Source organism: Flavobacterium resistens, assembly GCF_900182645.1.
In the GTDB taxonomy this organism is placed as follows: Bacteria; Bacteroidota; Bacteroidia; order Flavobacteriales; family Flavobacteriaceae; genus Flavobacterium; species Flavobacterium resistens.
This window is the reverse complement of sequence record NZ_FXTA01000001.1, coordinates 1,017,777-1,034,686: the sequence shown is the minus strand read 5'-3', so window position 1 is coordinate 1,034,686 and position 16,910 is coordinate 1,017,777. Positions and strand designations below refer to the sequence as shown.

11 protein-coding genes are annotated in these 16,910 nt (G+C 32.3%); 8 read left to right on the top strand and 3 right to left on the bottom strand.

Going from position 1 to position 16,910, the window contains the following annotated elements:
• The first annotated feature begins 154 nt into the window (after positions 1-154).
• Positions 155-1,414, top strand: a complete 1,260-nt coding sequence (locus FN795_RS04470) for an aminotransferase class I/II-fold pyridoxal phosphate-dependent enzyme (protein ID WP_035648775.1) — start codon at positions 155-157, stop codon at positions 1,412-1,414.
• Between the two features lie 119 nt (positions 1,415-1,533).
• Positions 1,534-2,016, top strand: a complete 483-nt coding sequence (locus tag FN795_RS04465) for a hypothetical protein (RefSeq protein WP_142449555.1) — start codon at positions 1,534-1,536, stop codon at positions 2,014-2,016.
• A gap of 314 nt (positions 2,017-2,330) precedes the next feature.
• Here the strand turns inward: FN795_RS04465 and FN795_RS04455 are convergent, their stop codons facing one another.
• Both FN795_RS04455 and FN795_RS04450 read right to left on the bottom strand, forming a co-directional pair.
• Positions 2,331-3,449 carry a GTP cyclohydrolase gene (locus FN795_RS04455; protein WP_142449553.1) on the bottom strand — a complete coding sequence of 373 codons (1,119 nt, stop codon included), beginning with the start codon at positions 3,447-3,449 and terminating at the stop codon, positions 2,331-2,333.
• Positions 3,450-3,498: 49 nt separating this feature from the next.
• Positions 3,499-4,467, bottom strand: a complete 969-nt coding sequence (locus FN795_RS04450; RefSeq protein WP_142449552.1) for a transporter — start codon at positions 4,465-4,467, stop codon at positions 3,499-3,501.
• Between the two features lie 124 nt (positions 4,468-4,591).
• On the opposite strand from FN795_RS04450, the gene FN795_RS04445 reads away from it, so the two are divergent.
• From FN795_RS04445 to FN795_RS04425, 5 genes are all read left to right on the top strand, one after another.
• Positions 4,592-4,879: a DUF4834 family protein gene (locus FN795_RS04445; protein WP_026729181.1), complete on the top strand. Its 288-nt coding sequence runs from the start codon at positions 4,592-4,594 to the stop codon at positions 4,877-4,879.
• 50 nt (positions 4,880-4,929) lie between these two features.
• Complete coding sequence (locus FN795_RS04440) at positions 4,930-7,371, top strand: YfhO family protein (protein WP_142449551.1); 2,442 nt, start codon at positions 4,930-4,932, stop codon at positions 7,369-7,371.
• A 36-nt stretch (positions 7,372-7,407) separates the two neighbouring features.
• Positions 7,408-8,694 (top strand): glycosyltransferase family 4 protein, encoded by a 1,287-nt coding sequence (locus FN795_RS04435; protein ID WP_142449550.1) that lies wholly within the window; start codon positions 7,408-7,410, stop codon positions 8,692-8,694.
• 30 nt (positions 8,695-8,724) lie between these two features.
• Positions 8,725-10,194, top strand: coding sequence for an oligosaccharide flippase family protein (locus tag FN795_RS04430; protein ID WP_142449549.1), 1,470 nt, complete (start codon positions 8,725-8,727; stop codon positions 10,192-10,194).
• Between the two features lie 376 nt (positions 10,195-10,570).
• The gene (locus FN795_RS04425; RefSeq protein ID WP_026729185.1) at positions 10,571-10,870 is read left to right on the top strand and encodes a hypothetical protein; all 300 of its coding nucleotides are present in this window, start codon (positions 10,571-10,573) and stop codon (positions 10,868-10,870) included.
• Positions 10,871-10,981: 111 nt separating this feature from the next.
• Here the strand turns inward: FN795_RS04425 and uvrA are convergent, their stop codons facing one another.
• Entirely contained in the window at positions 10,982-13,777 is a 2,796-nt protein-coding gene (uvrA, locus tag FN795_RS04420) for an excinuclease ABC subunit UvrA (RefSeq protein WP_142449548.1), read from the bottom strand.
• A 195-nt stretch (positions 13,778-13,972) separates the two neighbouring features.
• Between uvrA and FN795_RS04415 the strand changes: the two genes are divergently transcribed.
• Positions 13,973-16,768, top strand: coding sequence for a triple tyrosine motif-containing protein (locus FN795_RS04415; RefSeq protein ID WP_317131754.1), 2,796 nt, complete (start codon positions 13,973-13,975; stop codon positions 16,766-16,768).
• The last annotated feature ends 142 nt before the right edge of the window (positions 16,769-16,910 follow it).

The window sequence follows — 16,910 nt, the reverse complement described above, 5'->3', positions numbered from 1 at the left end:
AATTTGAAAGGATTGACAGTTTTAAATAAGATTAGTCTTGCTAAAAAAATCAAAACGAATTATTTTCAATAAAAATAATTGAGGTTCTTCATTTTAAATTAATAATGATTATTTTTGCTCGCTGATTAAGTTAAAATTATTACTACACTATATTATGGTAAAAGATTTATTCGAGAGAATTCAGGACAATAAAGGACCTTTAGGAAAATGGGCTTCTCAAGCAGAGGGCTATTATGTTTTCCCAAAGTTAGAGGGTGAGTTGGGTCCTAGAATGACATTTCACGGAAAGAATATTTTAAACTGGAGTTTAAATGATTATTTAGGTTTAGCTAATCATCCAGAGGTTCGTAAAGCAGATACAGATGCCGCAATTCAGTTTGGTGCCGCTTATCCAATGGGAGCTCGTATGATGTCTGGACACACAACGTATCACGAACAATTAGAAAATGAATTGGCTGATTTCGTAATGAAAGAATCTGCTTATTTATTGAATTTTGGTTACCAGGGAATGGTTTCGATCATTGATGCTTTGGTAACAAAAAATGACATCATTGTATATGATGTTGATTCACATGCTTGTATCATTGATGGTGTTCGTTTACACATGGGTAAACGTTTTACATACAAACACAATGATCTTGAAAGTATGGAAAAAAACCTGCAGCGTGCTACTAAAATGGCCGAAGAAACAGGCGGAGGTATTTTATTTATTACCGAAGGTGTTTTTGGAATGCGCGGACAACAGGGAAAATTAAAAGAAATTGTTGCTATGAAGCAAAAATACAATTTCCGTTTATTAGTAGATGATGCACACGGTTTTGGTACACTTGGTAAAACAGGAGCTGGAGCAGGTGAAGAGCAGGGAGTTCAAGATGATATCGATGTTTACTTCTCTACTTTTGCAAAATCTATGGCTAATATTGGTGCTTTTGTAGCGGCTGATAAAACGGTAATTGATTATTTAAAATACAACTTGCGTTCTCAAATGTTTGCAAAAGCGTTGCCAATGATTCAAACAATTGGTTCTTTGAAACGTTTAGAATTGTTGCGTAATTCTTCTTCAATAAAAGATAAACTTTGGGAAAACGTAAATGCATTGCAAAACGGTCTTAAAGAAAAAGGATTCAATATTGGAGATACAAATACTTGTATTACTCCAGTTTACCTTGAAGGAAGTATTCCTGAAGCAATGGTAATGGTAAACGATTTAAGAGAAAACTACGGTATTTTCCTTTCGATTGTGGTTTATCCGGTTATTCCAAAAGGAATTATTTTGTTGAGAATGATCCCAACAGCTTCTCATACTCTTGCTGATATTGAGGAAACTTTAACTGCTTTTGAAGCAATTCGCGAGAAATTAGTTAACGGAACTTATAAAGAAATTGCAGAACGTACAACTGTTGACGTTTCGTAATTCATTATAAAAATAAATTCTCAGAAGTGGGAATTATGTAAAAAAATCCATTTGTTCTACGAATGGATTTTTTTTATTTGGGCTAACTTTATCTCATCAACAAAGTAAAATAATGAATTATGAAAAAAGTATTAGCAATATCAACTCTTGTTTTGACTGTTCTTATTTCTTGTAAAAAAGCGACTGATACTGAGCCAATCCAAATTGAACCAAAAGCTCCAAAAGAAGCTGAAATTGTAGAACCTGCAGGCGATCAATGTTATGCATCAAATGCAGATGGAAATGCAATTGAATTGAGTTTTAACGTCAATTCGCATCAGGAAGTAAACGGAAAATTGAGTTATAACATAACAGGAAAAGATAAAAACGAAGGAACTTTAATTGGTAATATGAAAGGTGATACGCTGATTGCTGATTACACCTTTATGTCGGAAGGCGTTTCATCTGTTAGAGAAGTTGCTTTTCTGCAAAAAGACGGAACTTTAATCGAAGGATTTGGAGATGTAGTTCAGGTAAATGATAAGTTTGCTTTTAAAGACAAATCAAAATTGAAATTTGATGCAAAAAATACCTTGAGTAAAGTTGACTGTAAAGTAGAATAAATATAGTTTATAAATTGAAAAATCCATTCGTTTGGGGGCGAATGGATTTTTTTATTTTTAGAATTACTTCTTAATCTTGTTTGCATAATCGCTAGAATTTCCATTCCAATAGCAATTTTTACAGCGATTATTTATAAATTCATGATTACAATTTTCATAGCCATATAAAATATGTGCACATTCAGGACATAAGTTTTTCATTATTGATGATTTCTCGTAAAACTCGCTTTTACATTCATCACAAACAATTATTGAATGTTTAATATCCATTTTGATTATAGCTTGGCTACTCACTTTTTACTAATCACTTAGAACTAAAGATGTTTCAAATACGTTTTTCTCTGACAGTGAATTTTTGGATCAAAGTTTTTCCATAATAAATGTATCGCATTATTTTCTAGTAATTCAGGAGTTCGGATACAATTTCTAATTCCTTTTTCTGAAAAAGTCTTGTAATATTCGTCAAAAATTAATGCAGTAACGCCTTTATTCTGATAATCAGGATGAACTCCAATTAAGTAAAAAACAACATCTTTGCTGTGTTTTTTAGCTTTCAACAATTGTAGAAAGCCAAACGGAAACAATTTTCCTTTTATTTTTTGCAAAGCTTCTGTAAAACTTGGCATTACAATACTAAAAGCTACCAAATTATCATCTTTATCAACAATAAACTTAATATATTCAGGGTTGATGAAACTGATGTATTTCTTTTTAAAATATTCTTTCTGAACATCTGAAATAGCGACAAAAGAAGCTAGTTTTTCATAAGATTCATTAAACAAATCAAACATTTTGTCTACGTGAGGCATAATGTCTTTTGTTTTAGTAAAAGTAAGGGATCTTACTCCGTAACGTTTTTTGATTAGCTCCACAGCTTTCTGAAAAAACTCTGGTTTTACATTCGAAAAAGGGAAAATACTTTCGATATATTGTTTCTCAACTTGAAAACCTAATTGTTCAAGATGCGTGACATAATAAGGATGATTGTACCATGTAATCATAGTCCCAACCTGATCATATCCTTCTGTCAAAACACCAACTTTATCTAAGTTAGAAAATCCCATTGGACCTTCTGCATGTTCTAAATTGTGCTTTCTTCCTAATTCAAAAACTTTTTCAAGCAATGCTTTTGTCACTTCAATGTCATCAATAACGTCAAACCAGCCAAAACGAACTTTCCTTTTATGCTGATTATTAACTTCAGCCCAATTGATGATAGCAGTTATGCGCCCAACAGGCTCATTGTTTTTATATGCAATATAAAAATAAGCCTCTGCATTATCAAAAGCCGGGTTTTTAGTTTTATCAAAAGATTCCAGTTCATCAGCAATGATAGGAGGTACCCAATAAGGACTGTCCTTATAAAGTGAAAAGGGGAATTTTATATATTCGGTTAATTCTTTTTTTGTTTTGGCTTCTTTTATTGTGATCATTAAGTTGGAGTATAAGTTTCTCTTTTTTGAAGAGACTTAGTTATAAAATTTATTCGTATTTAGATTTTCGTTTTCTTTCTTTTTCCTGATAATCAATTTCTTTCTTGTTGTCAGAGTTCTTATCTGCTTTTTCCTTGCTTTTGATTGCCGTCAATTTTTCTTTATACCAACCATCATAACGCCAGGAAACTCCAATTCCGCCATATAATAATGAAGGAGTATTTTTAAAATTTGTGCTTATAGAGGCATCGACCTGCATATTTGATGAAAGAAGATAAGCTGCACCGCCACGAACAATTGCGTCACTGTAAAAATCGCTTTTGTAACCTTGATTTTCAATAAATCCGGACCATTTATCGTTAAATCCATGGGTCAAAGTTAATACATATCCGTAACTTGGGTAATCTGTTCCAATATAATCTGCAATAATATTCGTTACAAAAACCCATCTTCCTCCGCCGAATAAATTTTGGGTAACCAAAGCTACTTTAGGAGAAATAGCGCTTTGTGGAGAAAAATAATAAGGATTGTCGGCCCCAACAAAATTTGCTCCTGCAAATATAGAAACTGCCGGAATTAATTCACGCCAGTTAAAAGCATGATTTGCTTTGTAGCTGTAAATATTGGCTTCTTTTTTATAATTTTTATAAGGATCGTAAATTAAATATTTCGCTCCTAAAACCGTTTGTCTGAAATTGTTTTTTTTGTAGCTGGTGTACGGGGTATCAAAGTTTTCCATTTGATATTGCACATCCAGAATAAATTCTAATTGTTCTAGAAAAGCACCATATCTAAGCGTGAAATCGGTTCCGAAACCGCTGGCATCATAATCAAGTAAATCGTGTTTTTCTTTGATTGCGTAAATGCCAAGTTCACCTTGAATTACTGATTTTCCGACTGCATAAGCCGACATGGTTTCGCCGGGGCGGTTAGAATTTATGACATCAGTGTATTGTCCGAAAAAGAAATGGGGCACAAGAAAAAGAGCTGTGATAAATAATTTTTTAACTTTTAACATAAATGTATTTTTGGATTAAAAAGTTATAACGCATTTCAAATGTACTATATTTTATTATTTATTTAAGATTGATATTTTAATTTTAAACAGCGGATTTACTAATTTTGGCAAAAATTATATAGTTATGCAAGAAGCATCTTTTACAAATTTGTTTAAAACGATAATGTGGATCATTGCGTTTTATTATATTTTTAAATTTTTAGCTAGAATCTTTTTGCCAGTATTGGTGAAAAAAGCAGTTGAAAAAGCAGGCGAAAATTTTCAGAGACAACAACAATATAGCCAGGACAACTCTTGGCAAAGAACTCAAAATAACAACAATGATGAGATAATCATCAACACTGCTAATGCAAAAAATCCTCGCGAAACCAAAAAAGTGGGCGATTATGTTGATTACGAAGAAATAGATTAAGTTTGTATCCTGATAAAATAGGATTCATCATTTAACCAAACCTGCCAAAATTGAAAATAGTAAATAAGTTCATTCCGCACGCCCTTGTTGTACTGGGTTTTATTCTCGTTTCATTAATTTATTTTTATCCAGTTCTGCAAGGAAAACAAATTTTCCAGTCAGATATTGCTCAATACACCGGAATGGCAAAAGAGCAAAACGACTTCAGAGCTGCTGAACACGCGGAACCTTATTGGACAAATTCTGCTTTTGGCGGAATGCCGACTTATCAGTTGGGAGCTAATTATCCATACGATTTTGTGGGTAAAATAGATGATGTACTTCGTTTTCTGCCTCGCCCAGCAGATTATCTGTTTTTATATTTCTTAGGCTTTTATGGATTGTTATTAGTACTAAAAACAGATCCGTTAAAAGCTTTTATTGGCGCGATTGCGTTTGGATTTTCTACTTATTTGATTATCATTCTTGGTGTTGGACATAACGCAAAAGCGCATGCTATTGCTTATATGCCCCTCGTTATCGCCGGATTTATACTTGTTTTTCAGAAAAAATACATTTGGGGAGGTTTACTCACCATGTTTGCGGTTGCGTTGGAAGTTAATGCGAACCACTTTCAAATGACCTATTATTTATTGATTTTCTTATTGATACTTTCAGGTTATTACGCCTTTACTTTTATAAAAGAGAAAGAATACAAACCGCTTTTAATTTCGATCGGAACTTTAGCGGTAGCAGGTATTTTTGCTATTGGTGCCAATGCAGGAAATTTATTAGCAACAAGTGAATATGCTAAATACAGTATTCGTGATAAAAGCGAGCTGACTTTTAATCCTGACGGAACTAAAAACGAGACAACCGCAGCAATGACGACAGATTATATCACAGAATATAGTTATGGAATTGCAGAGAGTTTAAATTTAATTGCTCCAAGAATTTTTGGAGGTTCAAGTCATGAAAATGTAGGTACAGACAGCCGTATGTATTCGTTTATGATGGAACAAGGCGTTCCTTCAGATCAGGCACAGGATTTTGTTTCTGGAATGCCGACTTATTGGGGAGACCAGCCGATTGTTTCAGCTCCGGCTTATATTGGAGTAGTAGTTTTCTTTTTAGCCGTTTTAGCATTGTTTATTGATGACCGAAAAATAAAATACGTTTTTCTTTCAGGAGCATTATTTACTTTGGTTCTTTCTTGGGGTAAGAATTTTTCATTATTGACTGATTTCTTCATTGAATATGTTCCAATGTATGATAAGTTTAGAGCTGTATCGTCAATTCAGGTGATTCTTGAATTATGTTTTCCAGTTTTGGCGGTTATGGGACTTCAGTCATTTTTTAAAGCAAAAGATGAACCTAAATTACAGCAAAAGGCACTAATTCAAACAGCCGTTTTTGGATTGGGAGTTTTATTGATTTTATTATTTGCAAAAGGTTTCTTCCATTTTACAGGAATGAGCGATAAGAGTTATTTGGAAGCATACGGGCAAGCTTTTATTGATGCGTTAGTTGAAGATAGAAAGAGTCTTTATTCTGCAGATTTATTACGTTCAGGATTCTTTATTGTAGTCACTTTTGGTATTTTATGGTTATTTATCAAAAACAAATTTTCGCAAACAACAGCATTAATTATTATTGGAATTTTAATGATTTTTGATTTGTTTTTTGTTGATAAAAAATATGTTTCAGCAAAAGATTTTGTGAGTCCTGTTCAAATAGCAGCTCCATTTCAGGAAACTCCAGCCGATACTAAAATTCTAGAGGATAAATCAATTTATCGTGTATTTGATTTACAAGGACAACTGCAGGGAAGATCTTCTTATTTTCATAAAACTATTGGTGGTTACAGTGCTGTTAGACCAAGAAGAATGCAGCAATTGTACGATTATCAAATTGCAAAAAATAATTTAGAAATACTTAATATGTTAAATGTTAAGTATGTAATTCAGGTTGATAAAGAAGGAAATCAAATTCCAACAATAAATCCTGAAGCAAACGGAAATGCTTGGTTTGTAAGTACTGTAAAATTGGTAAACAAACCAGATGATGTTATGAAAGCTTTAGATCATATTGATACTAAGCAAGTAGCTGTTTTTAACGTTCACGAACATGAAGCGAAGTTTAAAAACGCTCGTATGAAAAAACAATGGGATACAACCGGAACGATTAAAGTTGTGGAGTATAAACCAAATTACATTAAATATCAGTCTGATAACAAGAATGACGGTTTAGCTGTTTTCTCTGAAATGTATTATAAAAATGGATGGAATGCTTACGTTGACGGTAAGTTGACAGATCATTTCCCTGTTGATTATGTTTTAAGAGCAATGGAAATTCCTGGCGGAAAACATACAATTGAGTTTAAATTTGAACCTCAGGTAATCAAAACAGGAGGAACAATTACTCTTGTTAGTTCAATTGGAATGTTTTTGCTTTTAATTGGAGGTGTTTATTTTGAGAGAAAGAAATTGTTTGGTAATAATCAATCAGTTTAATTTCGGTACAACTTTTAAATATTAAATCCATTTTTCTTGGAACAAAAAAAGCTCTTAATAATTACGTATTACTTCCCGCCAGCAGGAGGTCCAGGCGTTCAGCGTTGGTTGAAATTTGTAAAATATTTGCCTGAATTTGATATTCAGCCAATAGTTTATATTCCTGAAAATCCGACTTATCCAATTGTCGACGAAGGATTGGTAAAAGAAATTTCAGATAAAGTAATTATTCTTAAAAATAAAATATGGGAGCCTTATCAATTGGCTTCCATATTTTCAAAAAATAAAACCAAGAAAATCAGTTCTGGAATTTTTCCACATAAAAAAAAGCAAACATTTTTAGATAAAACTTTTCTTTGGATTCGTGGTAATCTTTTTATTCCAGATGCGCGAGTTTTTTGGGTGAAACCTTCTGTTTCTTATCTTGAAAAATACATTAAAGAGAATAATATCGATACTATTGTAACTTCTGGGCCGCCACATAGTTTGCACTTGATTGGTTTAGAGTTACAACAAAAATTAAACGTAAAATGGTTCGCCGATTTTCGTGACCCTTGGACAACAATTGGTTATCATAAAGCGCTTCGTTTATCATCTCATGCTGAAAAAAAGCATAAAAATTTAGAGCATAAAGTTCTTAATTCAGCAGATGAAATTATTGTAACAAGCAAAACTACAAAGACCGAATTTGAGGCAATTACCAATAAACCAATCACGGTAATTACAAATGGTTATGATGTTGAAACAGTTGATAAACAAACTTTAGACAGTAAATTTACTTTAGCGCATATTGGTTCTTTTTTATCTGATAGAAATCCGCCTTTTTTGTGGGAAGTTTTAGTTGAATTGTTGAAAGAAGTTCCAGAGTTTAAAACTCATTTAGAAATTAAACTTATAGGAGCTGTAAGTCAGGAAGTCTTAGATGCTTTAAATGAAAATCAATTAAATGATTATTTAAATTTAGTTGGTTACGTTTCTCATAAAGAAGCGGTTGAACACCAAAGGAAATCTCAGGTTTTGCTTTTAATAGAAATTAATTCAGATGATACAAAAAGTATTATTCCTGGAAAATTATTTGAATATATGGTCTCAAACCGACCAATAATTGCGATTGGACCAGAAGGTTCTGACTTCGCAGATATTGTTACACAGACAAATACTGGAGTATTTTTTGATTATTCTGAAAAAGCGAAATTAAAAAGTGTAATTTTGGACTTTTATAATCAATTTTTAGAGGGAAAATTACAGTCTAATGGCGTTGGTTTACAACAATATTCACGAAAAAACTTGACAAAACAATTAGCACAGCTGATTAAAAAATAATTCATAAAAATCTACATCTAAACTCAAGAAATGGGTATTGTCTTAAATCAGTCTTTTAAAAATACAATTATAACTTATATAGGTTTCGCAATTGGAGCCATTAATACGCTTTATTTGTATCCTGTTTTTTTGGGTGCAACTTATTATGCCTTAACAAATTACATTACTTCGGCAGCGAATGTTATTATGCCTTTGTTTGCTATCGGGATGCAAAATACTTTGGTCAAATTTTACTCACAGTATAAAACCGAAGAAGAAAGGGAACAATTTTTGTCGTTTACGGCTCTTTTTCCAGTTTTGATGTGTATTCCATTAGGAATTATCGGAATCTTCTTTTTTGATGATATTACGGCTTTTGTTTCAAAAGAAAATCCTGTTGTAAAAGAGTTTATGTACCTGATTCCGTTTATTGGAATTTGTATGGCTTATTTTGAGATTTTTTATGCTTGGGCAAGAGTTCATATGCATTCTGTTTTTGGAAATTTTATAAAAGAAGTCGGTTTAAGACTGCTTTCGACGATTGCTTTAATCGGATTGTATTTTAAATGGATTTCATTGGTTCAGTTCGTGTATGTTACTGCTGCAATCTATTTTCTGGCTTTTATGATAACAATGTTTTATGCGTTTTACATTAAAAGACCAAATTTCCAGATTTCAATTCCAGAAAATGTAAAAGCCGTAATGGAATATACATTTTACATTATCTTGTCAGGAAGTGTCGCTAATTTGCTTTTAGATGGTGATAAGTTGATGCTGAATCAATACATGAAAATTGAGAATATTGCTTATTATTCCGTGGCGACCTATATTGCTCTGGTAATTTCGGTTCCAAGTCGTGCCATGCACCAAATTGTTTATCCAATTACAGCAAAACTGATGCATGAGAATAAACATGATGAATTGAATTCGTTATACAAAAAAACATCGATCAATTTGCAAATGGTTGGCGGATTTGTAATGCTGTGTATTTTTGTGAATATCCGTCAGCTTTATGAATTGGTTCCAAAAGAATATAGCGGTGGTATTGCCGTTGTGTTTATGATTGGATTGTCAAAATATTTTGATTTGATTTTAGGAAACAACAATGCGATTATTTTTAATACCAAATATTACCGAATGGTGCTGTATTTAGGTTTGATGCTTGTGGTTTTGACAGTGATTCTAAATATGATTTTTATTCCAATTTTTGGAATTTTCGGATCTGCATTTGCGACTTTATTGTCTATCACGTTATACAGTTTGGCAAAATTGCTTTTTGTGGTTAAAAAACTGCATTTGTATCCTTTTACAAAAGAAACCATCTATTCAGCATTGCTGACTTTCGTTTTGTTTTTAGTGTTTTACTTTTGGGAATTCCCATTTTTTCAATTAATCAGCATTGCTTTGAAATCTATTTTAGTTACGATTTTATATGTATATCTGAATTATAAATTTAAAATCTCTCCAGATATTAACAAGGTGATTGATACTATTTTAAATAAAATAGGAATTAAAATTTAACTTCTTTTTTGTTAAAATAAGAACTATATATAATTGTCGGCCAATAATTTTATTGGCCGATTTTTTTGTTTCATAACACCTTCAAGTTTTGATATGAAATTTTAAGTTTTTACTGTTGAAAAAATGGGTTAAGGTATTGATACTAAGTTGTTAAGTTTGAAACTTTAACAGTGTTTTACTTTGCAGTTAATTTTATTAAAACTAACTTTAGCTAAGAATTCAGCAATACTTTGTTGAGAATGATAAAAAAATACGTTCATAAAGCAATAAAGTTAGCTGATTTGTGTTTTATTGAGGTTGAAATACTTTTCAGAATCTGAAATGTATTAAGTAGTTGTAGTAGTATAAATTAATATTTTAAAATTAATTAATGATTATGAAAGGCAATCCACTTAGTCAAGAACAAAGCTTACAAGTATTTTCTAATATGATCTCAAACAAAGTTCATAATGGATTTACACTAGAAGAGAGAAATGATGAATTGCTTTTTGCAGTGCTTTCAAAAGGCGGAAAAGCAGTAAATCATGGTTTGAATTTTATTATTTTTTGCTTGACTTTAGGATTGTGGTCGTTCGCGTGGCTTTATCTTACTTTAGAAGCTTCAAAGCAGAAAAAAATATTAGTTGCCATCGATGAAGATGGTGTTCCTTTTGAAGAAAGATGTTTAGTCGCTTAGTGCTATAGGCTTTACGCCATAAGTTATAAGCAGAAGTAACTTAAAAAAAAACAGCCATATGATTATCATATGGCTGTTTTGTATTATTATGAAATGCTCACTGCATAAGCATTAAAGTTTGTCTTTCAAATAAACTCCAGTAACAGATTTTTTTACTTTTACAATATCTTCAGGGGTTCCTGTGGCTAATAAATGGCCTCCGTTTTCGCCACCTTCAGGACCAAGATCAATAATCCAGTCGGCACATTTTATTAAATCCAGATTGTGTTCAATTACAATAATAGAATGTCCTTTTTCAATTAAAGCATCAAATGAAGCCAATAATTTTTTGATATCATGAAAATGAAGTCCAGTTGTTGGCTCATCAAATACAAATAAAGCTTTGTCTTTTGTGGCTCCTTTTACTAAAAATGAAGCTAACTTAATACGTTGAGCCTCACCACCAGAAAGAGTAGAAGAAGATTGTCCTAATTGTACGTATCCCAAACCAACATCTTGTAAAGGTTGTAATTTTTGAGTGATTTTAGATTGTTTATTTTTTTCAAAAAAAGCAATGGCATCATCAATAGTCATTGTCAGAATATCATTGATGTTCTGATTGTCAAAAGTAACTTCTAAAATCTCTTTTTTGAATCGTTTTCCACCACATGTTTCACACGGCAGAGAAACATCGGCCATGAAAACCATTTCAACGTTTATAGAGCCCTCTCCTTTACAAGTTTCGCAACGGCCTCCATCAACATTAAAAGAAAAATGTTTGGCTTGATAACCTCTTATTTTTGATAATTTTTCTTTTGCATACAAATCTCGAATATCATCATAGGCTTTGATGTATGTTACAGGATTTGATCGCGAACTTCTTCCTATCGGATTTTGATCTACATATTCAATATGTTTGATTTGAGAAAAAGAACCTTTTATTTCACTAAACTGACCTGCTTTTTCGGCAGCGCTTTCCAGTTTTTTCTGCATGGCAGGAAACAAAATCTTTTTGATCAAAGTACTTTTTCCGCTTCCGGAAACTCCGGTAACAACTGTTAAAACATCAAGTGGGAAAGTAACATCAATATTTTTTAAATTGTTTTCTCTTGCACCAATAATATCAATATGATTTTTGAATTTTCGTCTTTTTTTCGGAACAGAAATTTCCAGATCACCGTTCAGATATTTTGAAGTCAATGAATCCGATTTTAATATTTCGGGATAAGTGCCTTGAGCCACCAGTTTTCCTCCAAAAGTTCCTGCTTCAGGACCAATGTCGATAATCATATCGGCTGCTTTCATGATATCTTCATCATGTTCAACGACAATTACTGTATTTCCTAAATCACGAAGAGAAAGTAAAACTTTGATGAGTCGCTCTGAATCTTTTGGATGCAGACCAATACTCGGCTCATCTAAAATATACATAGAGCCAACCAAACTGCTTCCTAACGAAGTTGCAAGATTAATACGTTGTGATTCACCTCCTGATAACGTTGACGAATTTCGGTTTAACGTTAGATAATCCAGACCAACTTCTGTCAAAAAAGATAATCGATTATTGATTTCAACCATTAAACGTTTTGCGATTTGTGTTTCATAAACGTTTAATTCAATATTTTTGAAAAAAGTAACCAAATGTCTGATCGGCAAATCAACTAATTCTGAAACCGTTTTGCCATTTATTTTTACGTAAGAAGCTTCTTCGCGAAGACGTCTTCCGCGACAAGAGTGGCATTTTGTTTTTCCGCGGTAACGCGATAACATTACGCGGTTTTGTATTTTATAATTTTTTTCTTCTAATTCTCTGAAGAAATCGTTTAGCCCTTGAAAATACTGATTCCCTTTCCAAATCAAATCTTTTTGATCATCTGTCAACTGGAAATAAGGTTTGTGAATTGGAAAATCAAATTTATAGGCATGTTTTACAAATTCATCTTTGTACCAACTCATGCTTTCGCCACGCCAAGGATAAATTGCACTTTCAAAAACAGATAAGGAAGTATTTGGAACTACTAAATCGGCATCAATGCCAATGATATTTCCGTAGCCTTCACAAACCGGGCAAGCGCCATACGGATTATTAAAACTGAATAAATGAACATTTGGCTCTAAAAATGTAATGCCATCAAGTTCAAAATTATTGGAATATGAAAAACGTTTTTCTGAACCTAATTCTTGCAGAAAACAAATTCCTTTTCCTTCAAAAAAAGCAGTTTGTACCGCATCAGCCAGACGATTGTAGAATTCCTCTTCCTCTTTGACAACAATCCTGTCAATAATTAACAATATATCTTTATTGTCTAACGAATGCATTTCTGAAGCTGTAAAATCATCCAGACGAATCATTTCGTTGTCGACCAAAATACGCGCAAAACCTTGCTGCAAAAGTACTTTTAGTTTGTCTTCAAGTTGTCGTCCTTCTTCTAAATGAATAGGAGACAATAAAAGCCATTTGCTGTCTATTTCTAATGATTTTACATCTGAAATGACATCGCTTACCGTATTTTTTTTGACTTCTTGTCCAGAAATTGGAGAAAAAGTACGCCCAATTCTGGCATATAAAAGTTTAATATAATCGTAAATCTCAGTTGACGTTCCAACAGTCGAACGAGCATTTGTAGTATTTACTTTTTGCTCAATTGCAATTGCAGGCGCAATACCTTTTATGTATTCGACTTTTGGTTTATCCAAACGCCCTAAAAACTGACGCGCATATGACGATAAACTTTCTACATAACGGCGTTGTCCTTCGGCGTACAAAGTGTCAAATGCTAAACTGGATTTTCCTGATCCTGAAAGCCCTGTAATCACAACAAGTTTATTTCTCGGAATGGCAACATCTACATTTTTTAAATTATGTACCTGTGCTCCTTTAATGATTATATTTTGTTTCGGGTCGAGTGTAGAAAGATCAATTTGCATAAAAAAAGTCAATTTTTACAAAAGTAATCAATTTTGAATTGAGTTTAGTTAAGGAGATTGTTCCAAATTTTAACTAATTCAATAAGTTAAGCTTCGTTTCTGGCATTGATGCTTTTTTTACTAAAAACTTGTTGTTTCAACATAAAATAAGCTATTTTAGGACTGTTTTTGTAATAAATTAATACCCCGATAGATTTGAAAACAAAACTTTCTGCCTTGTTTATTTTGATGAGTTTTTTCCTGTCAGCGCAGGAATTTCCGCCAATTATTAAATATTCTTCAGCAGTTTATGGCGCTGGAAATCAAAGTTGGATGATTTCGCAGGATGATCAAAATTACTTGTATTTTGCTAATAATGACGGACTTTTAGAATATAACGGAACGAATTGGCAGTTATATCCAGCGCCAAACGAAACGATTTTGCGTTCTGTAAAAGTAATTGGGAATAAGATTTATACGGGAACTTATATGAATTTTGGTTATTGGACAAGAAATGCCGATGGAAAACTGAAATACAAGTCCTTAAGTGACGCAATCAAAAACAAAATCCTGGATGATGAACAATTTTGGAACATCTTAAAATACGATCAATGGATTTTGTTTCAGTCGCTTAACCGCATTTATATTTACGATACCAAAACGGGACAATTCAAAATTATTGCACCAAAAAATGGTGTCATTAAATCATTTGCGCCAAAAAATGCCATTTATTTTCAAACCATGAAAGAAGGTCTTTTTGAAATTGAAAGTGGAAAAGCAAAATTAGTTTCAGATAATCCAATTCTTAAAAAATTTACGATTGCCAATATTTTTATCATTGATGACGGTTTGCTAATTCAAACACAACTTGACGGAATGTATAAACTTACTGGAAATACATTGACACCTTTTTTGACTGATGTTGATTCGGAATTAAAATCGAGTTTTGTTTATAGTAGCCAGCGACTTCAGAATGGAAGTTTTGCTTTGGGAACGGTTTCGAATGGAATTTTTATTTTATCTGATAAAGGAAAATTAAGATACCATCTTTCGCAGAGCAAAGGATTGAGCAACAATACAGCTTTGTCGCTTTTTGAAGATAAAGATCAGAATTTGTGGGCAGGACTTGATAACGGAATTAATTGTATTAATATGCAGTCGCCAGTGCACAGTTTTACTGATGATTCGGGTGTTTTAGGAACGGTTTACGCTTCGGCAGTTTATAAAGGACTTTTGTATATTGGAACAAATCAGGGCCTTTTTTGCAGACCGCTTCAAAGCAACAGCGATTTTAAATTTATAAACGGAACAAAAGGGCAGGTTTGGTCGCTTTTTGTTTATGAGGATACGCTTTTCTGCGGCCATGATTCGGGAACATTTGTTGTGGTAAATGATACGGCTAGAAATATTTTCGCTGCTTCCGGAACATGGAAATTTGAACCGGCTCCAAACAATAAAAATCTTTTGTTTCAGGGGAATTATTACGGGATTTCGGTTTTAGAAAAAATAAACAATCAATGGGTATTTCGGAATAAAATTCACGGATTTGATTATTCTTCGCGCTATTTTGAAATTTCAAACCATTTAGAAATTTATGTAAGTCATGAATACAAAGGTATTTTTAGATTAAAACTTGATAATTCATTACAGAAAACAAATGGTTTTTATACTTATAAATCGCCTAAAAATGGGACGCGTGCGAGTTTGACTAAGTTTAATAATTCTATTTATTATGCTTTTAAAGGCGGGATTTTTAAACTGAATTCAAAAACCAAACAATTTGAAAAAGATGCTGTTTTGAGTTCGATTTTTGAAAAAGACGAATATACATCGGGTAAATTAATTGTCGATAACTCCAATAAAATCTGGCTTTTTTCAAAAAACTATATTCATTATTTCTCGGCGAGCAAGCTAAGCAATCAGTTGAAGCAGAATGTAATTCCTATTCCGGCATCTTTGACCAATTCGATGCTTGGTTATGAGAATATTACACAGATTTCCAAATCCAATTATTTGATTGGTACAACAGATGGCTATTATACTTTAAATATCGATGATTTAGTTTTTAAAAATTATAGCGTTCATATCACTGATATCGCGATTAACAAACAAAACGAAGTTTTAAAAGATGTTGCTATTCAGGAGGAAGGAAGTTTTCATTCAAATGATAATAATATAACGTTGAATTATACGGTTCCGGAATACAATAAATATATCAATACAGAATATCAATATTTATTGGAAGGTTTTCAGAATGAATGGAGTGAGTGGAGTACAAAAGCAACAGTAAATTTCAAAAATCTTTCTCCGGGAAAATATACGTTTAAAGTTCGCGCGAAATATGCCAATAGTATTCTTGAAAATACAGCAGTCTATACTTTTGTAGTTTTAAAACCTTGGTATTTAACTAATCTGGCTGTTTTTATTTATTTCTTGTTGATGCTGGCGATTGCTTATTTTATCAATAAGGCATACCGAAATTATTATCAGAAACAAAAAGAAAAATTAATCGAAGAGAATAATCTTTTGCTTGAAATCAAAGAATTAGAAAACGAACAGCAATTGATGAAATTGAGAAATGAACAGCTTTCTCAGGATGTGGATACAAAAAGTAGAGAATTGGCAGTTTCAACAATGAGTTTGAATAGTAAAAATGAATTGTTGGCTTTTATTAAAGAAGATTTGCAGAAAACGGGTGAAGGTAAAAACATCAAATCGGTAATTAGTACGATTAATAAAAATATTACGGAAGAAGATTCCTGGAATGTTTTTAAGGAAGCTTTTGATAATGCAGATAAGGATTTCTTAAAACGCATCAAACAACAGCATCCTTTATTAACTCCAAATGACCTTCGTTTGTGCGCGTATCTTCGCTTGAATCTTTCTTCAAAAGAAATAGCGCCATTGTTTAATATTTCTGTTCGAAGTGTTGAAATTAAAAGATACCGTTTACGTAAAAAAATGGATTTACAGCACGAAATCGGTTTAGTTGAATATATTTTGGCTGTATAGTAGAACAAAAAATGGCGCAAAAAAACTATACATTACCACAACATTCTGCATTTGTAAGGGTTTTGTAATGTAAATGTTAAGAAAATTAACATTCGTAAATATTAGTTAATTCGAGATATTTTTTACGATATATTGAATTTAG